The sequence below is a fragment of the Mycolicibacterium sarraceniae genome (genome assembly GCF_010731875.1).
Lineage (GTDB): Bacteria > Actinomycetota > Actinomycetes > Mycobacteriales > Mycobacteriaceae > Mycobacterium > Mycobacterium sarraceniae.
Genome location: NZ_AP022595.1, coordinates 1802632 through 1820394, shown reverse-complemented (window position 1 = coordinate 1820394; position 17763 = coordinate 1802632). Strand labels below are relative to the sequence as shown.

Genomic DNA, 17763 nt, shown 5'->3' with positions numbered 1-17763 from the left:
TTGGACTAGTAGATCGCGCGGACGATCATCTGGGCCACGGCTGCGGGCTTGTCGACACCGTCGATCTCGATGGTGTGCTGCACGGTCAGGTTGACCGTGCTGTCGTCGACCTTGTCGGCGCTGGCCAGCGCGGAGCGCACCCGCACCCTGCTGTCCACCGGCACGGCGGCCACGAACCGGACCTTGTTGAGCCCGTAGTTGACGGCGAGCTTCGCGTTCTCGAGGCGGAAATTGTCCTTGGACAGCGCCGGAATCAGCGACAGTGTCAGGAAGCCATGCGCAATCGGTGTGCCATAAGGACTTTCAGCCTTGGCCCGTTCGACATCGACGTGGATCCACTGATGGTCGCCGGTCGCATCGGCGAAGTCGTTGATGCGCTTCTGGTCGATCTGCAGCCACTCGCTGACGCCGAGTTCCTGACCGACCGCGGACGCCGCATCGTCGATAGACGTGATCACCTTCATGGGGGCACCTTTCTCACCAGTCGCACCGGCTATCCCGCCATCTTGACCGACACCTAGAACGCCGCTTCGCTCAGGTCCATGATCGCCAAGTCGATCGACTCCGCGATCTTGCGCTCGGCGTCCAGCCGAGGCAGCATGTTCGCGGCGAAGAAGTTGGCCACCGCCACCTTGCCACGGTAAAACCCCTCGTCTCGCGGATCAGGATCGCCGTCGAGCGCCTGTAGCGCAATCTCGGCCTGGCGCAACAGGAACCAGGCGATCAGCACATCACCGACGGCGAGCAGGAACCCGACCGATTCCAGTCCCACCCGATAGAGCTCACGGGCGTTGTCCTGCGCCCCCAGCAGGTAACCGGTCATCGTGGTGACGATCGCGCGCAGATTGTCCAACGCGCCGGCCAGTAACGTGCGACTGGACGCCAGTTCAGGCCGGGGGTCGGGGCAGTCGATGAACTTCTCGATCTGGGCGACGACGTGCGCCAGCGCCCCACCCTGGTCGCGGGCGATCTTGCGGAAGAAGAAGTCCTGGGCCTGGATCGCGGTGGTGCCCTCGTAAAGTGAATCGATCTTCGCGTCGCGGATATACTGCTCGATCGGGTAGTCCTGCAGGAAGCCCGACCCGCCGAACGTCTGCAGCGACTCGGTCAGGCACTGGTAGGCACGCTCGGAGCCGACTCCCTTCACGATCGGCAGCAGCAGGTCGTTGACCCGTTCGGCCATCGACGCGTCGGCCCCTGAAACCGCCTGCGCCACTGCGGGATCCTGATGTGCCGCGGTGAAAAGGTAGAGCGCGCGCAGCCCTTCGGCGTAGGCCTTCTGGGTCATCAGCGCACGCCGCACGTCGGGGTGGTGGATGATCGTCACCCGTGGCGCCGTCTTGTCGGTCATCTGCGTCAGATCGGCACCCTGCACCCGGGTCTTGGCGTACTCGAGTGCGTTGAGGTAACCGGTCGACAGCGTGGCAATTGCCTTGGTGCCCACGAACATCCGCGCATACTCGATGACCTTGAACATCTGCGCGATGCCGTTGTGGACATCACCCACCAGATAACCGATCGCGGGTTTTCCGTGCAACCCCAGGCTGAGCTCGGTGGTCGCCGAGGCCTTCAGTCCCATCTTGTGCTCGAGGTTGGTGACGTAGACGCCGTTGCGGTCGCCCGGCTCACCGGTCTGCGGATCGAGCAGGAACTTCGGGACCAGGAACAGACTCAGGCCCTTCGTACCGGATCCGGCACCCTCGGGCCGGGCCAACACGAGATGCAGGATGTTCTCGAAGTAGTCGCCGGCGTCACCGTTGGTGATGAACCGTTTGACGCCCTCGATGTGCCAGGTGCCGTCGCCGTTGTCCACCGCTTTGGTGCGCCCGGCGCCAACGTCGGAGCCGGCGTCCGGTTCGGTGAGCACCATGGTGGCGCACCAGTTGCGTTCGGCGGCCAGCGGCGCCCATTGCTTCTGCTGCTCGTTGCCGATGTGGAACAAGACATTGGCCATGATCGGGCCGGCCATGTACATGAACACCGCCGGGTTGGCGCCCAGCACCAGCTCGTCGATCGCCCAGGCGACCATCGCCGGGGCCGGGACGCCACCGACCTCCTCGGCGAGCCCGATGCGGAACCACTCCCCCTGCTGCCAGGCCCTCATCGACTTCTGGAACGGCTCGGGAAGCGTCACCACGTGCGTGGCGGGATCGAATGTCGGCGGATGCCGGTCGGTCTCGGCGAACGATTCGGCGACCGGCCCCTCGGCCAGGCGGGCCGCCTCGGCCAGCATCTCGCGCACCGAGTCCCCGTCGAGGTCGGGATAGCCATCGAGAGCCTTCCCCAGATCCAGCAGCTCGAAGAGGTTGAACTCAAGATCGCGAATGTTGTGCTTGTAATGGCTCATCGATTGCGTCCTTCTCAGTCGCCGACTCAGCCGAGCCTAGCCCGAATAGCCCGCCTGATCAGCGGGATCTGCTGACGCCCAGAAATATGACTTAGGTCATATAAATCTATGGTGCGCGAAACTATCCGCAGCTCAACACCGATCTTAACCAGCGGTTAACGCCCCGAGCGGTTTCCATCTTGCACGTCGAGCGTTCCAATCTTATGGTCATAAGCATAGTTATGGAGTTGGTCTACAGACTTGCGCCGCGAGGAGAGAAATCATGTGGCTGATCGAGCTGAACATCGCCGGCCACCGATTCACGGGCCAGGTGCCGGACAAGCGCCGGCAGCTGTTCGGCCGGGGCGCTCGGGCGCTGGCATGGCGGGGTAGCCAGATCCGTCAATCGCCCGCCGGCTGAATGACCCAGACTCCGCCAACCGGTACCGCCCGTAAAGCCCGCGGCTCCACCCGCACCAACATGCTGGTGAGCGCCGCTGAGGTGCTGCGCGAACGCGGGGCGGCCGGAGTGACCATCGACGAGGTGCTCGCCCGCAGCGGCGCGCCGCGCGGCTCGGTCTATCACCACTTCCCCGAGGGCCGCAGCCAGATCCTGCGCGAAGCCCTCGACTACGCCGGCTACGAGATCAGCGCCAGCCTTGAGGAAGCGGCCAAGGAGAGCACCTTCGTACTGCTGCGCCGCTACGTCCAACTCTGGGAAAACGCCCTCCTGACAAGCGATTACACCGCCGGGTGCCCGGTTCTGGCCGCTGCGGTCGGTTCCGGTGAGGACGAACACCAGCTGACCTCGGTCGCGGGCGAGATCTTCAGCCGCTGGCGGGAGGCCACCAAGGAGTGCTACCTGCGCGACGGCTTCGAACCCGCCGAGGCCAGCGCACTGGCGGACACCACCCTGGCCGCAATGGAGGGTGCGGTTGTGCTGTGCCGCTCGGTGCGCAGCCTGCAACCCCTGCATGACGTCACCGCCCAGCTGGAGTTCCTGATCAAGGCAAAGGAATTTGTGACCACGTTCGGTGTGCCGACGCCCAACGCCTGAACTCAGTCTGGTCGGCCCCTCCAACAACCGTTTGCCGATGATGCTGGAATACAGGGCGTGACGTTCATCGACCAACCGGCTGGGCGGCAAGACCCGGAGACGCCGGAAAGTGTGATCACCCGCTTCGGCATCGAGACCCTCGATGAGAACTTCAGCGAGTTCACCGTGGTCGCCTCGATGCCGGCGGGCCACCTGGTCAACCCGTTCACGGGGATGCCGACGGTCGGGCCGCTGGCCATCCTGGTCGACGATGTCGGCGGCCGAGCGAACTTCTACCGCCGTGGGTCGGGGCAGTGGACGGTGTCCAGCGAGCTGACCGTCGAGCTCAGCCCCGATGGGATCGACAGCCTGCAGGCCGCCCCCGCCGAGCCGGTGGTGGCCAGCAGCCGCCCGCTGGGTCCGCACGGTGCGACGCTGTTGGCCATCTGCACTCTCAGCCACCGCGGGAGCACGATCGGGGGCGGCACCGTGCGAACGGTCGCGATCGCCGGCGGTCCTGATGGTCCGATCCAGCGCGGGCCGGATACCTTGGTGCGCACACCGCAGATTACGCTGGCCGATCTGATGTCTGCCCAGCCGCTGGAGCCCGAGGCCGGGACGTACCGGCTGGCCCAGGGCCCGGATTCGATCATCAACAACCTGATCGGCATCGTGCACGGTGGGGTCAGCAGCGCGGGGCTGGAACTCGTGGCCTCTGCCGCCATCAATCACGAGCAGACCGAACCACTGCGCACCGCGTCGATCAGAGTCAACTTCCTGCGCCCGTTCTTGGCCGGTAGCCAATCCCGTTACGAGGGAACGGCGTTGCGAATCGGCAAGAACTCCGCGATCGGCGACGCCCAGGCGGTCGGAGACGACGGCAAGGTGGCGATCCTCGCGCGCATTACGGGATACCGATGAATGCCGACTTCGCGACACTATGCGCGAACGAACCCGAGCTGGCCACCCTGCGCGCCTCACTACGCGCGTTCCTGTTTGCCGATCGTGACGAATTCGGTTGGCAGCCAACCGTCGACGCGTGGTTGTCGAGCTGGGACGAGGGGTTCAGCGCCCGGCTGGGTGACGCCGGATTCCTCGGCATGACCATCCCTGGCGAGTACGGCGGGCAAGGGCGCAGCCATCTGCACCGCTACGTAGTCACCGAGGAGCTGCTGGTCGCGGGCGCGCCGGTGGCCGCGCACTGGATCGCCGACCGTCAAGTCGCCCCCGGGCTGCTGGCCTACGGATCTGAAGAACAACGACAACGGCTACTCCCCAGAATTGCTGCGGGACGGTGCTTCTCGTCGATTGGCATGAGCGAGCCGCAGGCCGGTTCTGACCTCGCCGCGTCTTCCGCCAAGGCCACCAAGACCGCCGGCGGCTGGCTGTTGTCGGGCACCAAGGTGTGGACCAGCGGGGCGCATCTGGCCCATCAGATCGTGGTGCTGGCCCGGACCGGTCCAGTGGACCCGCAGCGACGACATGCCGGGTTCAGCCAATTCATCGTGCCCACCCACTCTCCGGGAACGACTATCAGCCCCATCGTGATGATGTCCGGCGAACATCACTTCAACGAGGTGAGCTTCGACGAGGTCTTCGTCGACGACGCCACTGTGCTGGGGGAGATCGGTGCGGGCTGGCACCAGGTCACCGCTGAGTTGTCGTTCGAACGTAGCGGCCCCGAACGCATCCTGAGCACCGCACCCGTGCTGACCGCGCTGGTGCGGTTACTAGCCGCCCAGGACGATCTCGACGACCACGCCGCCGCGGCCGTCGGCGACCTGTTAGCCAGGGTCATCTCGCTGCGGCAGCTTTCGGTGTCGGTGGCCAGGGCGTTGGCCGCCGGGCAGGCGCCGGTCAATGAGGCGGCATTGGTGAAAGATCTGGGCACCCGCTTCGAGCAGGAATCTGTGGAGCTCGCCGCCGACCTGTTCTCCTACGCCACCCAGGTGCCGGGCCGGGAGCCAGTGGCCGCGCTGCTTGATATCGCGCGGCTGCATTCGCCGCTGTTCACGCTGCGCGGCGGCACCAACGAGGTGTTGCGCGGTGTGGTGGCACGGGGAATGGGGTTGAGGTGACGCGCGCACTCACCGGTGGGGTATTCGGACCCCTAGGCGGCACAGGTGATTTCGCTGATCTGCGACGGCTCGCCGAGGATATCGGCGCACGGTCCTTCCACGAACGAATCGGTCACCGCACTCTGCCCGACGAGTTCGACGCCGCCGCGTGGGCTCATCTTCAGGACGCGGGGCTCACCCGATTGACCAGTGACCCCGAATCCGGCGGCGGACCAAGCGAATTGGCCGCGATCCTGCGGGCACTGGCGCGCCACGCCGTCACGGTGCCACTTGCTGAAACCGATGTGCTCGCGAGCTGGCTGGCCGCCAGGGCCGGTCTGGAGGTGCCGGACACCGGCCCCCTGACGATCGCGATCGGCCCGGGCGGGGCGAGCACCATCGGCGAGGTGCCTTATGCCGCAACCGCTGCCGCGGTCGTGGTCGCCCTGCGCGACGGCGCCGCACTCCAGGTCGCGATCGCCCACCCCACAAGCATCGCCGGCGGACACAACCTGGGCGGTGAACCGCGCGACACCATCGGTCTGCCTCCCACTACATTCGTGACCGTCGACGGCGCGGCCGAGGAGCTGGCGCGACGCGGAGCCTGGGCGCGCTGCGTGCAGGCTCTCGGTGCGCTGGATGCCGCGGTCGAGTTCTCGGTGGCCCACACCAGGGAGCGCGAGCAATTCGGTCGGCCGTTGAGCGCCTTCCAGGCCGTCCAGCACACGCTGGCGTCGATGGCCGGCGAGGTGGAGCGGGCCAGGGCCGCCACCGAGCTGGCCGTCGCCGCCGTCGCCGACCACGGATTCGAAAGCGCCCAAGCCGATTACGCGGTCACGGTGGCCAAGGTGGTCCTGGGCCGCGTCGTGCCGCCGGTCGTCACCGCCGCACATCAACTGCACGGTGCGATCGGGGTGACCATCGAACACCAGCTGTGGCTAGCGACTATGCGGGCTCGCAGCTGGATCGACGAGTTCGGCGACACCGCATCGCATGCCCGCCGGCTGGGGCGACTGGCCCTGGCCTACGATGGCGACCCGTGGGATTTCATCGTCGGTAGCTCCTGACCGACCACGTCCTGCCCGACGGCCTTGAGAATCTCGATCACCTGCGCAACGGCGGGCCTCGATCCGCGGCCCCCAGTTGGTGGTGTCACGATCGTCTCGGTGCACCACGACGACGTCGAAATCGGCGAGCTGCATGGGGGCGTTGATCGCCGGCTGATCGATATCGGCTCACTCTCATCGGAGCCCCCGGTGCGATCCTCGTCCTCGCCGGAACCACTTGGGGCAGGGCGGTCAGCTGCCAGTCCAGTTCGGCGCGCGCTTCTCGGCGAAGGCGATCGCGCCTTCTTGAGCATCCTTCGACGCGAAGACCGGCATCATGATCTTGCCCTGTTCCTTCCACTGCTCCTCGGGGGACCAGGCGCGAGACTCGGTGATGATCCGCTTGGTGGCCGCCACGGCCAGCGGGCCGTTGACGGTGATCCGCTCGGCCAGTTCGATCGCGGCGTCCAGCGCCTTGCCGGGCTCGGCCACCACGTTGACCAGGCCGAGTTCGTGGGCACGGGTCGCAGAGAGGTTCTCACCGGTCAGCGCCAGTTCCATGGCGATCTGGTACGGGATGCGCTGCGGCAGACGCAGCAGCCCACCGCCGCCGGCCACCAGGCCGCGCTTGACCTCGGGGATGCCGAAGGCCGAATCGCTGGCGGCCACGATCAGGTCGGTGGCCAGCGCCAGCTCGGTCCCGCCGGCCAGGGCATAACCCTCGACCGCGGCGATCAGCGGCTTGAGCGGCGGACGCTCGGTGAAGCCGAGGCCGCGCCCCTCGGCCACGACGTTCTCACCGCGGGCGAAGGCCTTCAGGTCCATGCCCGCGCAGAACGAACCGCCGGCTCCGGTGACGATGCCCACCGACAGGCCGGCGTCGCCGTCGAGCTCGTCCATCGCAGCCGCCAGACCGTTGCTGACCGCAGCATTGACGGCGTTTTTGGCCTTCGGCCGGTTGATGGTGATGATCAGAATGCGGCCGCGGCGCTCGGTGAGAACGGCGGGCTCTTCGGTAACGGCGTTTTCACTCACGTTGGGAATGGTAACTATCGACCTGCGACGAGAACCGTCAGCCCGGTACGATCAAAACTAGAACACGTTTCAATTCCGAGGAGGACGGGTGGGATCGACGACGTGACACGCACCGAAACGGCGAAATGGGACCCGGGCCTGGTCGAGAAGACGATGGGCGTGCTGCGCCCATTCCTCAAGCTCTATCACCGCAGCGAGGTCACGGGCCTCGAGTCATTCCCGCCTGGTGGCGCGTTGGTGGTGTCCAACCACTCCGGCGGACTCTTCGCGATGGACGTGCCGGTGTTCGCGCTGGGGTTCTACGAACACTTCGGCTACGACCGGCCGGTCTACACGCTCAGCCATGACCTGGTGGTGACCGGGCCGACCGCCGACTTCTTCATTCGCAACGGCTTCATCCGGGCCAATCACGAGAACGCCGACGAGGCGCTGCGCTCCGGCGGCGTGGTGATCGTCTTCCCCGGCGGCGACTACGACGTCTACCGCCCGACCCTGGCCGAGAACAGGATCGACTTCGACGGCCGCACCGGCTACATCAAGGCCGCGATCAACGCCGGCGTCCCGATCGTGCCGATGGTGTCCATCGGCGGTCAGGAAAGCCAGTTCTTCCTCACCCGCGGCACCGGCCTGGCCAAGGCGCTGCGGTTGGACAAGCTGCTGCGGGCCAAGATCCTGCCGATCTCGTTCGGCTTCCCCTTCGGGCTGAGCGCGGTCGTTCCGGTGAACGTCCCGCTGCCGACCAAGATCGTCACGCAGGTGCTCGAGCCGGTCCACATCACCGAGCAATTCGGTGCAGACCCCGATATCGACGCCGTCGACGCCCACGTCCGTGGCGTCATGCAGGAGGCGCTCGACGAGCTAGCCTCCAAGCGCCGCTTCCCGGTGATCGGCTGATGGATCTGTTGTCGCGGCTGACGTCGGTCGGCGATGCCGTCCGCACGCTCGCCGAGGCCGGCTTCCTGACCCCGATGCGCCCGGACCGGATGGTGCGGATGGTGGCCGCCGCCCGCAACGAGGGGCTGACAATCGCGACGGGGTTCGCGACGGCCGCCGCTCGCCGCCCCGACAGCCCCGGCCTGATCGATGAGCTGGGCACGTTGACCTGGCGCGAGCTCGACGAGCGAGCCCATGCCCTGGCCGCGGCCCTGCAGCAGCTGCCCGATGGCAGGCCCGACGTGGTCGCCATCATGGCCCGCAACCACCGCGGTTTCGTCGAGTCACTGATCGCGGCCACCCGAATCGGTGCCGACGTGCTGCTGCTGAATACGTCGTTCGCCGGACCCGCGCTGGCCGAGGTGGTCAACCGCGAGAAGGCTGACGTGGTCATCTACGACGAGGAGTTCACCGGCTCGGTGGACCGGGCTCTGGCCGACCGGCCGGGGGCCAGCCGCATCCAGGCCTGGACCGACACCGAGACTGACGCCCCCACCGTCGAGAAGCTGATCACGGCGCACCGCGGACAGAAGGCCACGAAGACCGACCGCAAGAGCCGGCTGATCCTGCTGACCTCGGGCACCACCGGAACCCCCAAGGGCGCCAAGCACTCCGGCGGCGGTGCCGGGAATCTCATCGCGATCCTGAGCCGCACACCGTGGCGGCTGGGCGAAACGACGGTGGTCGTCGCACCGATGTTCCACGCCTGGGGCTTCTCGCAGTTGGTGTTCTCCTCGGCAATGGCGTGCACGGTGGTGACCCGCCGCAAGTTCGACCCGAAGGCAACGCTGGCCCTGGTCGACAAGTATCAGGCCACCGGACTGTGCGTGGTGCCGGTGATGTTCGACCGCATCATGGACCTCCCCGACGACGTCCGGAAGCGCTACAGCGGCCGCTCACTGCGGTTCGCGGCGTGCTCGGGGTCGCGGATGCGGGCCGATGTCGTCACCACGTTCATGGACGAGTTCGGCGACGTCATCTACAACAATTACAACGCGACCGAGGCGGGCATGATCGCCACCGCCACCCCGGCCGATCTGCGCGCCGCGCCCGACACCGCGGGCAAGCCCGCGGTCGGCACCGAGATCCGCATCTACGACGACGCGTTCAACACCGTCCCCACCGGTGCGGTCGGGCGCATCTTCGTCAAGAACTCCACCCAGTTCGACGGCTACACATCATCTGGTTCGGAGGGCAGCACCAAGGACTTTCACGACGGCTTCATGTCCTCGGGCGACATCGGCCGCCTCGATGCGGCCGGCCGGCTGTTCGTCGTGGGCCGCGATGACGAGATGATCGTGTCCGGCGGCGAGAACGTCTACCCGATCGAGGTGGAAAAGACGCTCACCGGACATCCGGAGGTCGCCGAGGCGGCGGTGCTCGGCGTCGACGACGAACAGTACGGTCAACGGCTGGTCGCCTTCGTGGTGCTCACCGACGGCTCCAGCGCGGGCGACGACGACCTCAAGTCCCATGTCCGCGAGACGTTGGCCAACTACAAGGTCCCGCGCGAGATCACCATCCTGACCGAGCTTCCGCGCGGCAGCACTGGCAAGATCCTGCGTAATGAACTCATCGCTCGCACGTCTAACGGCTAATCTGCGACGCCCGCGCCCGCTGGTGCGTGCGATCGTCGAATTGACCAATGCCGCCAACGGGTTTCGCCCGCTGGGCCGCAACGGCTACAAAACACTGGCGATATTCTGGTTCGGCTGGCCGACCTCGGAGCTACCGCTGATCTACCTGGCGGGTTCGGTGCTCGACGCCGCGCGCCGCGGCCTGCGGGGCGATTTCCGCGGCCGGCGCGGCATCGTGGCGCTGACGTTGACGGCGCTGTCCTGGCCGATCCTGCTGGCGATCCAGCGCCGGAACGTGACCACCCCCAAGCCGGTGCTCGACGCCGCGCTGGCCGACGGCCTCGGTACGGATTACCTCGATGTCCTGGACACGCTGCCGAGCACACCGTCGTCGACCGGCCGGCCGACGGCCTGGCGCACCACCTGGTCGCGACGGCAGTACGTCGAGAAGACCAACATCGTCAGCTACGGCCCGCACGGCCGGGCCAACCTGGCCGATGTGTGGCGCCGCCGGGACCTGCCGCGCGACGGTAAGGCGCCGGTGCTACTCGAGGTGCCCGGCGGGGCGTGGGCAATCGGCTGGCGCCGCCCGCAGGCCTACCCGCTGATGAGCCATCTCGCCGACCGCGGCTGGATCTGCGTGGCGATGAATTACCGTGTCAGCCCGGCACATACCTGGCCCGACCACATCGTCGACGTCAAACGCGCTCTGGCGTGGGTGAAGGCCAATATCGCCGATTACGGCGGCGACCCGGATTTCGTGGCGATCACCGGCGGCTCGGCCGGTGGCCACTTGGCGGCGCTGGCCGCGCTGACCGCGGGAGATCCCGAATACCAGCCTGGCTTCGCCGAGGCCGACACCTCGGTGGTGGCCGCGGTTCCGGTCTATGGCCGCTATGACTGGTTCACTTCGCAGGGCGAGGGCCGTCGCGAGTTCATCGGCTACCTCGAACGGTTCGTCGTGAAACGGCAGTTCACCAGATTCCGCGAGATCTACACCGCGGCATCGCCGATCTGCCGGCTAGGCGCCGACGCCCCACCGTTGTTCATCCTGCACGGCGAAAACGATTCGCTGATCCCGGTGGGCGAGGCACGCGAATTCGTCGAGCAGATCCGCGCGGTATCGCCATCACCGGTGCTGTACGCCGAACTACCGGGAGCCCAGCATGCGTTCGACATATTCTCCTCACCGCGGGCGTATTACGCGGCCGACGCAGTCGGGCAGTTCCTGTCGTGGGTATACGCCAGCCGGATGAAGAAGGAGCCTCGTGCGTAGACAGCTCGCCCGCGTGCGCGATGTCGGCGTGCGACGGCTGGCAATCACGTTCTGCGTTCTGATCGCCGTGATCTCCGCGAGCGTGGCGGGCTACCTCACCAGCAGGCATAGCACCAATCAGAACAGCTACTTCGGCGACGTCGACGCTGCCGACGCGATCGAAGTCACCGCCTGGATCACGCGCGTCGATGCGACGACACAAGCACTGTCGGTGACCGTCATCAACATCCGTCCGACCGGCTCGCTGGCCAACCCCGACGGTGCCTTCGCCCATGACACCACGGTGACGACCGCCGCCATCGGCACCTGGAAGGCCGATATCAAGGCCAACGATTCCGCGCCGGACATCGAACAGCGAGTCAGCATCGACGGTGCGATCACCGACTACCCGTTCGATCGCTACAGCGGCCGCCTGGAAGTGCACGCCTACAACTCCGACAACGTCGACCTGCCGGTAGTCCTTACGGTGGTGAACACCGACCCGTTCTTCGGGATCGACACCAAAGCCGACGCCTCCAACGGCGGAGCGGCGGTGAGTCTCGGGGTTTATCGCAGCATGCCCACGCTGATCTTCGCGGTGTTCGTCATGGTGCTGATGCTGGGCCTGGCACTGGGCGCGGTGGTCGCGGCCTTTTACGTGCTGCACTGGCGGCGCGGGCTGATCTTCCCGGCCTGCTCGATGATGGCAGCCATCTTGTTCGCGTTGATTCCGCTGCGCAACGCCGTTCCCGGCAACCCACCGATCGGATCGATCATCGACTTCGGGTCGTTCTTCATCGCTGAAGCGGTGATCTCGATCGCGCTGATCTCCAGCATCGTGATGGGCTTCCGGCATCAACGCAGCCTCGAGCGCGCCGAGGAGGCCGCTGCGGAATTGCCGGAACCGGAGCCGATCGGACCGCAAGAAGCACCGGCCCAGCGGCACTAGGCCTGCGGCATGGCGGTCTCCACGACCGCCAGCTCGCCGGAAAACCCTGCGGCCAAACGGATTTCGGAGAAAGCCGCGAGCATCGCATCGGTGACTTCGTGCGGATCGCCGACGGTGGAGCCGTCGGTGATCACCGAGATGTTGAGCTGGTCGACATAGCTCCACACGGTGATGTTCAACCCGCTGCCCGTGGTCAGCGGACCAACGGAGTAGATCTCGGTGACCAGTGCGCCGCCGACCCGGCCGTGTTCGCGCGGGCCGGGCACGTTCGAGATCGGCAGGTTCAGCACCTTGTTCTGGCCGTCCCTGGTGGACAACCACTTGAACAGAGCTTGCGCCGGGGCGGGCGGCAGATACGTCGACCACCGGCTGATCAACTCCGGCCCGACGAGATGGTGGCCTTCCTTGGCCAGCACCGCGGCGTCATGAGTCTGGCGCACCCGCTCCAGCGGATCGGCGACATCCACCGGCACGGCCACCATCATGCCGGTGAAGAAGTTGCCCGACACCCGGTCCGGGTCGAAGTTGAAACTCACCGGCACCGAGGCCAGCAGTGCATGATCGGCCTTGCCGTCGTAGTGCAACAGCAGTGTGCGCAGCGCCCCGGCGGCGGTGGCCAGCACGAGATCGTTGATCGTCACGCCGAGGGCCTTGCTGGTCTCCTTGAACTCAGCCAGCGCCAATGTCGCTGTGGCGAAACGGCGTTCGGCGGTGAGCATGTGGTTCAGGAACGACGGCGGCGGGGTGAACGGCATGGTCAGCTCGGGCGAGAGCTTCCGAGAGCTTTTGCGCACCCGCCGCATTCCGTCGGCGGTGTACTTGATGACCCCGGGCAGCCGGGAGATCTGGCGCAGATGGTCGGCGAACGCCGAGCGCACCAATTCACCGCGCGCGGGCGCGGGGTCGGTCGGGAACTCTTGGTCCGGGTCGGGGCCACCACTGGTCAAATCCATCCCGCGGGCCATCAGGTTGCCGGATGCGACCCCGTCGGCCAGGGCGTGGTGGATCTTGCCCACGACCGCGATGCGGCCGTGGGCGAGCCCCTCGACGAAGTACATCTCCCACAGCGGACGGCTGCGGTCCAGCGGTGTGCTGGCGATCTCGCCGATCGCCTCGTCGAGCTCGCGGCGGCCACCGGGCTCCTTCACCCGCCACGGGCGGATGTGGTACTCGAGATCGACATCGCAGTTCTCCCGCCACATCGGGTGGTGGAACTTGAACGGGATGTCGATCAGTTGGTAGCGGAACGGGCCGAGCTTGCAGAGCCGGCCGCGGATGACCCGGCGGAACTCCTCGACACCGAAGGTCCGGTCGCCGATCCCCTGCAGATCGATGACCGCAATCTTGAGGGTGTGCATGTGCACATTGGGTGCCTCGCTGTACAACAGCACCGCATCCCAGCCGCGAAGTCTTTTCATTGCTGAACCCTCTTCACCCGGTTTGCCCCCAACCCGGGACACTACAACCGGGGAGGGTTCAGATCACCTCTTTGGTGGACATGGCGCCGCGGTCGCGGCGAATCTGGTTGAGGAACAATCCGATTGCGGTGGCGACCGAACCGGTGCGCGCGCCGTCGGTCATGTCGAAACCGTGACCTGCACCGGGCAACTCGAGATAGCTGACCGCCGAGCGGGACACCGAACGCAGCCGTTCGACGAAGGACTGGGCCTGCTCGACGGGGATCACGCTGTCGCCGGAGCCATGCACCACCAGGAACGGCGGCGCCGTGGGATGGATCCGCGCGATCGGCGACGCCTTGCGGAACAGGTCACCGTGGCGGCTCTGCTTCTTGTTGACCACCACGCGCTCCAGGAAGTCGACGAACCGGGTGCGCTCCGGGGTCGAGCGGTCTTCCCAGTCGTAGCGGCCGTAGATGCCCACGACGGCGTCGACAGCGGTGTCCGACCCGGCCGGCAGGTGCGCCTGGAACTCGGGGTCGTCGATGGTCAGGCCGGCCAGCGCGGCGAGGTGACCGCCGGCCGAACACCCGGCGACAGCGACGAAACCGCGGTCGCCGCCGAACCGGTCGACATTGGCGCGAGCCCAGGCGATCGCCGCCTTGACGTCCTGGATGTGCCGCGGCCACCGGTGGTGGGGCGCAACGCGGTAATCGATCGACAGGCACACCCAGCCCTGAGCGGCCAGATGCGACATCAGCGCGTACCCCTGCAGAATCCGGGAGCCGTGCACCCAGGCGCCGCCAGGCAGGAACACCATGACCGGGGCGGGTTCGGCGGGCAGATCGTCGCGGCGCCAGACGTCGAGCAACTGCGACGGGTCATCGCCGTAGCGGACCGACGAACGGTACAGGTGCTTGCGGTGTTCGAAGGCGTTGAGGACCGGAGGCGTTTTTTCGGGCGCCGGCCACTCGATCTGCAGATCCTCGGAGGCGACCACACCGCACAGCCCTGCCTCGGACACCGCTCGCGTGCTTTCCCGCTGCATCCTGCGCACCTCGCCCGCGTCCGGGGCGAACCATGAGCGGGCGGCCGCACCGACGAGCTCGGGCATCTGCCGGGCACCCCAGACGCTCATCGCGGTCATGGCACCCAGCGGCTCGAGATGCTTGCCGACAATCGGCAGTTGAGCGGAGGCGACGCTCATCGCCAGCAGGTAGTCAGCCGGGCCGGCCTGCATCAGCCAGCGTGCTGTCGTCCACGGTCGCACCGTCATTGCGCGAGCGTACCCCGCCTACTGGGTGGTAGACGACAAATTCTTCGGAATGTTCACTGCTTTGCTGGATACACCGGAGATCCACCGTGCGACATCGCATGCCGCCGAAGTGGGTGTTTGCCCACACGCGTCAATAACGCGTGTCAGTGACCAGCGTTACGGGCCAAATCGATAGCGAACTGATTCACAAAATGCCCCGGCCCGGGATCTCCCTGACCGCACGAGCCGTCGGAGTCACCAGGGCGTTTCACCCATAGGAACGCATCGATGTGGCCGTTGCCGGTGTCCCTGGTCGGCTGCACGCCCAGTGCCCGGCCGCTCGGATTGCACCAATACATGTCGCCCGCGGCCGGCCCATTGCCATTGCGCGAGGTGTCGATCACGTAGGGCTTGCCACCCGTCATCCCCGAAACCGCCTCGCCGTAGCCGATTTCCTCATCGGTGGTGAAGAAATTCGCGGTGTTGAGGCTGAAGCCGCGCGCCCGGTCGATGCCGACCTGGTTGAGCCGGTTGGCGATCTCGTCGGCGGGCAGCCAGCGCGAATGCCCGGCGTCGATGTACACCGCGGCGGCCGGGTTGCGGGTCAGGGTGTCCACGCCGTAGCGGATCAGGTCGAAACGCTCCTGGCGCGCGCTACCCGACAGGCAATCAGCCATATCGAGCGCATCGGGCTCCAGGATGACCGTCACCGGACCGCCGCCGATCTGGGCGGCGACGCGGTCGATCCACCCGCGGTAGGCATCACCTGAGCCGAACCCGCCCGCCGCGAAACTTCCGCAGTCGCGGTTCGGCAGCGAGTAAATGGCCAGCATGGGCATGGCGCCGGCGGCCCAGGCACCGTTGAGGTAGGTGCTGACGGCGGCGGCCGGAACCAGGTTGTCGATGAAGTACGCCTGCGGCGTGTTGGCGATGTAGGCCAGCTGCGGATTGTCCGGGTTGGCCTTCGACGCACGCATCGCGGCGGAATTCGGGTCCACGTAGAACGGCTGTTCGCCGATCGGTGCGGCGTCGTCGGCCAGACGTACTTGCCCGACGTGCGCGGGATTGGTGGCCAGGACCAGGCCGGCGACGACCGCAGCCGTCAGGAGGGGTGCGATCCATCGCGCGATCGCGCCGGCAGCTGAGGACATCACCGAAGAAAAACTAGTGCCGCGGGTCAACAAACGCCAACTGTCGGCGACAATGACGGGCACCACACGTTAGCTCAGGCGACCTTGAGGGAGGCCGACATGACCGACCACGCCGATGTCATTTACACCGGTGGCGATATCGTCACGATCGACGAGGCCAACCCGTCGGCGACCGCGCTGGCGATGCGCGCCGGACGTATCACCGCGGTCGGCGACCGCGACGATCTCTTGGCAGCACACCGGGGGCCGGCCACCCGAGTGATCGACCTCGACGGAGCGACGCTGCTGCCGGGTTTCCTCGATCCGCACAGCCACTACATCAACTCGCTGACCGTGGCCAACCAGGTGAACGTCTTCGCGCCACCGGCCGGCCCCGGCGCCGACGTCGACGCAATCGTCAAATCCCTCAGAGCATTTCGGGATACGCATCACATAGCGCCCGGCGAGATGATCGTCGCGTATGGCTACGACGACACCCTGATGCCCGGCGGTCGGACGTTGCACAAGGAGGACCTCGACATCGACTTCCCGACCACTCCCGTTCTGGTCGGACATGTCTCGATGCACGGCGCGGTGCTCAACTCGGCGGCCATGCAGATGTTCGGTATCGACGCCGACACTGTGACCCCGGCCGGCGGCGTGATCGTGCGCAAAGAGGGTTCCACCGAGCCCGACGGGCTGGTGATGGAGACCGCTTTCCTTCCGATCTTCGCCGCCATGCCCAAACCGACCCAGTCGCAGGAGATCGCCTGGAGCAAAGCCGGTCAGATGCTCTATGCCGCAGCAGGTATCACCACTGCGCACGAAGGCGCCACCCACGCGGGCGACGTGGAGTTGATGTACCGGGCGGCTGAAGGCGGAGCCACCCTGATCGACGTGGTGGCCTATCCGTTCATCCTGGAACTCGACGAAGTGTTGCAACGCCATCCGGCCGCGACATTCGGCACTTACCACAACCGGGTCAAGCTCGGTGGAGTCAAGGTCACCCTGGATGGCTCGCCGCAGGGACGCACCGCGTACTTCACCACGCCGTATCTGGTCGATGGGCCCGATGGCCAGCACAACTGGTGCGGTGAACTCGGCTTCTCCCAGGACACCGTCAACGGCTGGTTCAAGCAGGTTTACGATCTTGGCCTACCCCTCGACATCCACGCCAACGGGGACGCGGCCATCGACGTCGCGCTTGCGGCGCACGAATTCGCCGCCGCCGATGACCTCAGCAAGGACCGTCGCACCGTGATGGTGCATTCACAGTTCGTCCGCCGCGACCAATTGCAGCGCTACCTCGAGTACACCATCATCCCGTCGTTCTTCACCCCCCACACGTTTTACTTCGGCGACGCCCACGTGCGGCTGCGGGGAAAGGCCCAAGCAGATTTCCTGTCGCCGATGCGCGCGGCTATTGACCTCGGGTTGCGCCCCACCAACCACACCGACTTCGTCGTCACGCCGTTGGATCAGATGTTTGTGGTGTGGAGCGCGGTGAATCGGATCTCGCGGGGCGGGGAGACCGTCGGCGCCGATCAACGCGTGACACCGCTGGAAGCCTTGAAGGCGATCACCATCAACGCGGCACACCAGTACCGCGAAGCCGATCAGAAGGGCTCACTGGAGGTCGGCAAGCTCGCCGATCTCGTTGTCCTGGATGAAAATCCGCTGAAGGTGGACCCGGCGACCATCAAGGATATCCGGGTGGTCGAAACCATCAAGGAAGGAACCACCGTTTATCGCGCGTAGTCCAGCCCG

Annotated in this window: 16 protein-coding genes; 10 read left to right on the top strand and 6 right to left on the bottom strand. The window is 66.4% G+C overall.

All coding sequences use genetic code 11. The features are described 5' to 3' along the window. Positions 1-5: 5 nt before the first annotated feature. Positions 6-464, bottom strand: coding sequence for a MaoC family dehydratase (locus G6N13_RS09175; RefSeq protein WP_163696407.1), 459 nt, complete (start codon positions 462-464; stop codon positions 6-8). A 53-nt stretch (positions 465-517) separates the two neighbouring features. Then, the gene (locus G6N13_RS09170; protein WP_163696405.1) at positions 518-2347 is read right to left on the bottom strand and encodes an acyl-CoA dehydrogenase; all 1830 of its coding nucleotides are present in this window, start codon (positions 2345-2347) and stop codon (positions 518-520) included. Between the two features lie 262 nt (positions 2348-2609). Here G6N13_RS09170 and G6N13_RS24095 point away from each other — a divergent pair, with 262 nt between their 5' ends. From G6N13_RS24095 to G6N13_RS09150, 5 genes are read left to right on the top strand one after another with little or no spacing between them, the layout of a single operon-like run. Next, positions 2610-2747: a hypothetical protein gene (locus tag G6N13_RS24095; RefSeq protein ID WP_170310443.1), complete on the top strand. Its 138-nt coding sequence runs from the start codon at positions 2610-2612 to the stop codon at positions 2745-2747. Next, complete coding sequence (locus tag G6N13_RS09165; protein ID WP_163696403.1) at positions 2748-3383, top strand: TetR/AcrR family transcriptional regulator; 636 nt, start codon at positions 2748-2750, stop codon at positions 3381-3383. It begins immediately after the preceding gene. Positions 3384-3440: 57 nt separating this feature from the next. Continuing rightward, positions 3441-4283, top strand: coding sequence for a PaaI family thioesterase (locus G6N13_RS09160; protein ID WP_163696401.1), 843 nt, complete (start codon positions 3441-3443; stop codon positions 4281-4283). Further along, positions 4280-5440 (top strand): acyl-CoA dehydrogenase family protein, encoded by a 1161-nt coding sequence (locus tag G6N13_RS09155; protein WP_163696399.1) that lies wholly within the window; start codon positions 4280-4282, stop codon positions 5438-5440. Before G6N13_RS09160 ends, G6N13_RS09155 begins: the two co-directional genes overlap by 4 nt. Continuing rightward, positions 5437-6486 carry an acyl-CoA dehydrogenase family protein gene (locus tag G6N13_RS09150; RefSeq protein WP_163696397.1) on the top strand — a complete coding sequence of 350 codons (1050 nt, stop codon included), beginning with the start codon at positions 5437-5439 and terminating at the stop codon, positions 6484-6486. Before G6N13_RS09155 ends, G6N13_RS09150 begins: the two co-directional genes overlap by 4 nt. Before the next feature lie 231 nt (positions 6487-6717). Here the strand turns inward: G6N13_RS09150 and G6N13_RS09145 are convergent, their stop codons facing one another. Next, the gene (locus G6N13_RS09145; protein ID WP_163696395.1) at positions 6718-7500 is read right to left on the bottom strand and encodes a crotonase/enoyl-CoA hydratase family protein; all 783 of its coding nucleotides are present in this window, start codon (positions 7498-7500) and stop codon (positions 6718-6720) included. A gap of 153 nt (positions 7501-7653) precedes the next feature. Between G6N13_RS09145 and G6N13_RS09140 the strand changes: the two genes are divergently transcribed. The 4 genes from G6N13_RS09140 to G6N13_RS09125 are packed head-to-tail and all read left to right on the top strand — an operon-like array spanning position 7654 to position 12214. Then, on the top strand, positions 7654-8394 hold the full coding sequence (locus G6N13_RS09140; RefSeq protein WP_235678056.1) for a lysophospholipid acyltransferase family protein: 741 nt from the start codon (positions 7654-7656) through the stop codon (positions 8392-8394). Further along, positions 8394-10031, top strand: a complete 1638-nt coding sequence (fadD12, locus tag G6N13_RS09135) for an acyl-CoA ligase FadD12 (RefSeq protein ID WP_163696391.1) — start codon at positions 8394-8396, stop codon at positions 10029-10031. Before G6N13_RS09140 ends, fadD12 begins: the two co-directional genes overlap by 1 nt. After that, positions 10000-11286, top strand: a complete 1287-nt coding sequence (locus G6N13_RS09130; protein ID WP_163696389.1) for an alpha/beta hydrolase — start codon at positions 10000-10002, stop codon at positions 11284-11286. Before fadD12 ends, G6N13_RS09130 begins: the two co-directional genes overlap by 32 nt. Further along, complete coding sequence (locus tag G6N13_RS09125; protein ID WP_235677981.1) at positions 11279-12214, top strand: DUF4436 family protein; 936 nt, start codon at positions 11279-11281, stop codon at positions 12212-12214. The genes G6N13_RS09130 and G6N13_RS09125 overlap by 8 nt, the downstream gene beginning before the upstream one ends. On the opposite strand, the gene G6N13_RS09120 is transcribed toward G6N13_RS09125, so the two are convergent. The 3 genes from G6N13_RS09120 to G6N13_RS09110 all read right to left on the bottom strand — a co-directional run bounded on the left by G6N13_RS09120 (position 12211) and on the right by G6N13_RS09110 (position 16017). Further along, a complete protein-coding gene (locus G6N13_RS09120) occupies positions 12211-13632 on the bottom strand; it encodes a WS/DGAT/MGAT family O-acyltransferase (protein WP_163696387.1) in 1422 nt (473 codons plus the stop codon). The genes G6N13_RS09125 and G6N13_RS09120 overlap by 4 nt on opposite strands. 58 nt (positions 13633-13690) lie before the next feature. Next, entirely contained in the window at positions 13691-14887 is a 1197-nt protein-coding gene (locus tag G6N13_RS09115; RefSeq protein ID WP_163696385.1) for an alpha/beta hydrolase, read from the bottom strand. A 143-nt stretch (positions 14888-15030) separates the two neighbouring features. Next, complete coding sequence (locus G6N13_RS09110; protein WP_163701907.1) at positions 15031-16017, bottom strand: glycoside hydrolase family 6 protein; 987 nt, start codon at positions 16015-16017, stop codon at positions 15031-15033. A 99-nt stretch (positions 16018-16116) separates the two neighbouring features. Here G6N13_RS09110 and G6N13_RS09105 point away from each other — a divergent pair, with 99 nt between their 5' ends. Beyond that, entirely contained in the window at positions 16117-17754 is a 1638-nt protein-coding gene (locus G6N13_RS09105) for an amidohydrolase (RefSeq protein ID WP_163696383.1), read from the top strand. The last annotated feature ends 9 nt before the right edge of the window (positions 17755-17763 follow it).

Coding starts and splice junctions, on each gene's coding strand:
- G6N13_RS09175 (WP_163696407.1), bottom strand. CDS start 464: ATGAAGGTGATCACGTCTATCGACGATGCGGCGTCCGCGGTCGGTCAG.
- G6N13_RS09170 (WP_163696405.1), bottom strand. CDS start 2,347: ATGAGCCATTACAAGCACAACATTCGCGATCTTGAGTTCAACCTCTTC.
- G6N13_RS24095 (WP_170310443.1), top strand. CDS start 2,610: ATGTGGCTGATCGAGCTGAACATCGCCGGCCACCGATTCACGGGCCAG.
- G6N13_RS09165 (WP_163696403.1), top strand. CDS start 2,748: ATGACCCAGACTCCGCCAACCGGTACCGCCCGTAAAGCCCGCGGCTCC.
- G6N13_RS09155 (WP_163696399.1), top strand. CDS start 4,280: ATGAATGCCGACTTCGCGACACTATGCGCGAACGAACCCGAGCTGGCC.
- G6N13_RS09140 (WP_235678056.1), top strand. CDS start 7,654: ATGGGCGTGCTGCGCCCATTCCTCAAGCTCTATCACCGCAGCGAGGTC.
- fadD12 (WP_163696391.1), top strand. CDS start 8,394: ATGGATCTGTTGTCGCGGCTGACGTCGGTCGGCGATGCCGTCCGCACG.
- G6N13_RS09130 (WP_163696389.1), top strand. CDS start 10,000: ATGAACTCATCGCTCGCACGTCTAACGGCTAATCTGCGACGCCCGCGC.
- G6N13_RS09120 (WP_163696387.1), bottom strand. CDS start 13,632: ATGAAAAGACTTCGCGGCTGGGATGCGGTGCTGTTGTACAGCGAGGCA.
- G6N13_RS09115 (WP_163696385.1), bottom strand. CDS start 14,887: ATGACGGTGCGACCGTGGACGACAGCACGCTGGCTGATGCAGGCCGGC.
- G6N13_RS09110 (WP_163701907.1), bottom strand. CDS start 16,017: ATGTCCTCAGCTGCCGGCGCGATCGCGCGATGGATCGCACCCCTCCTG.
- G6N13_RS09105 (WP_163696383.1), top strand. CDS start 16,117: ATGACCGACCACGCCGATGTCATTTACACCGGTGGCGATATCGTCACG.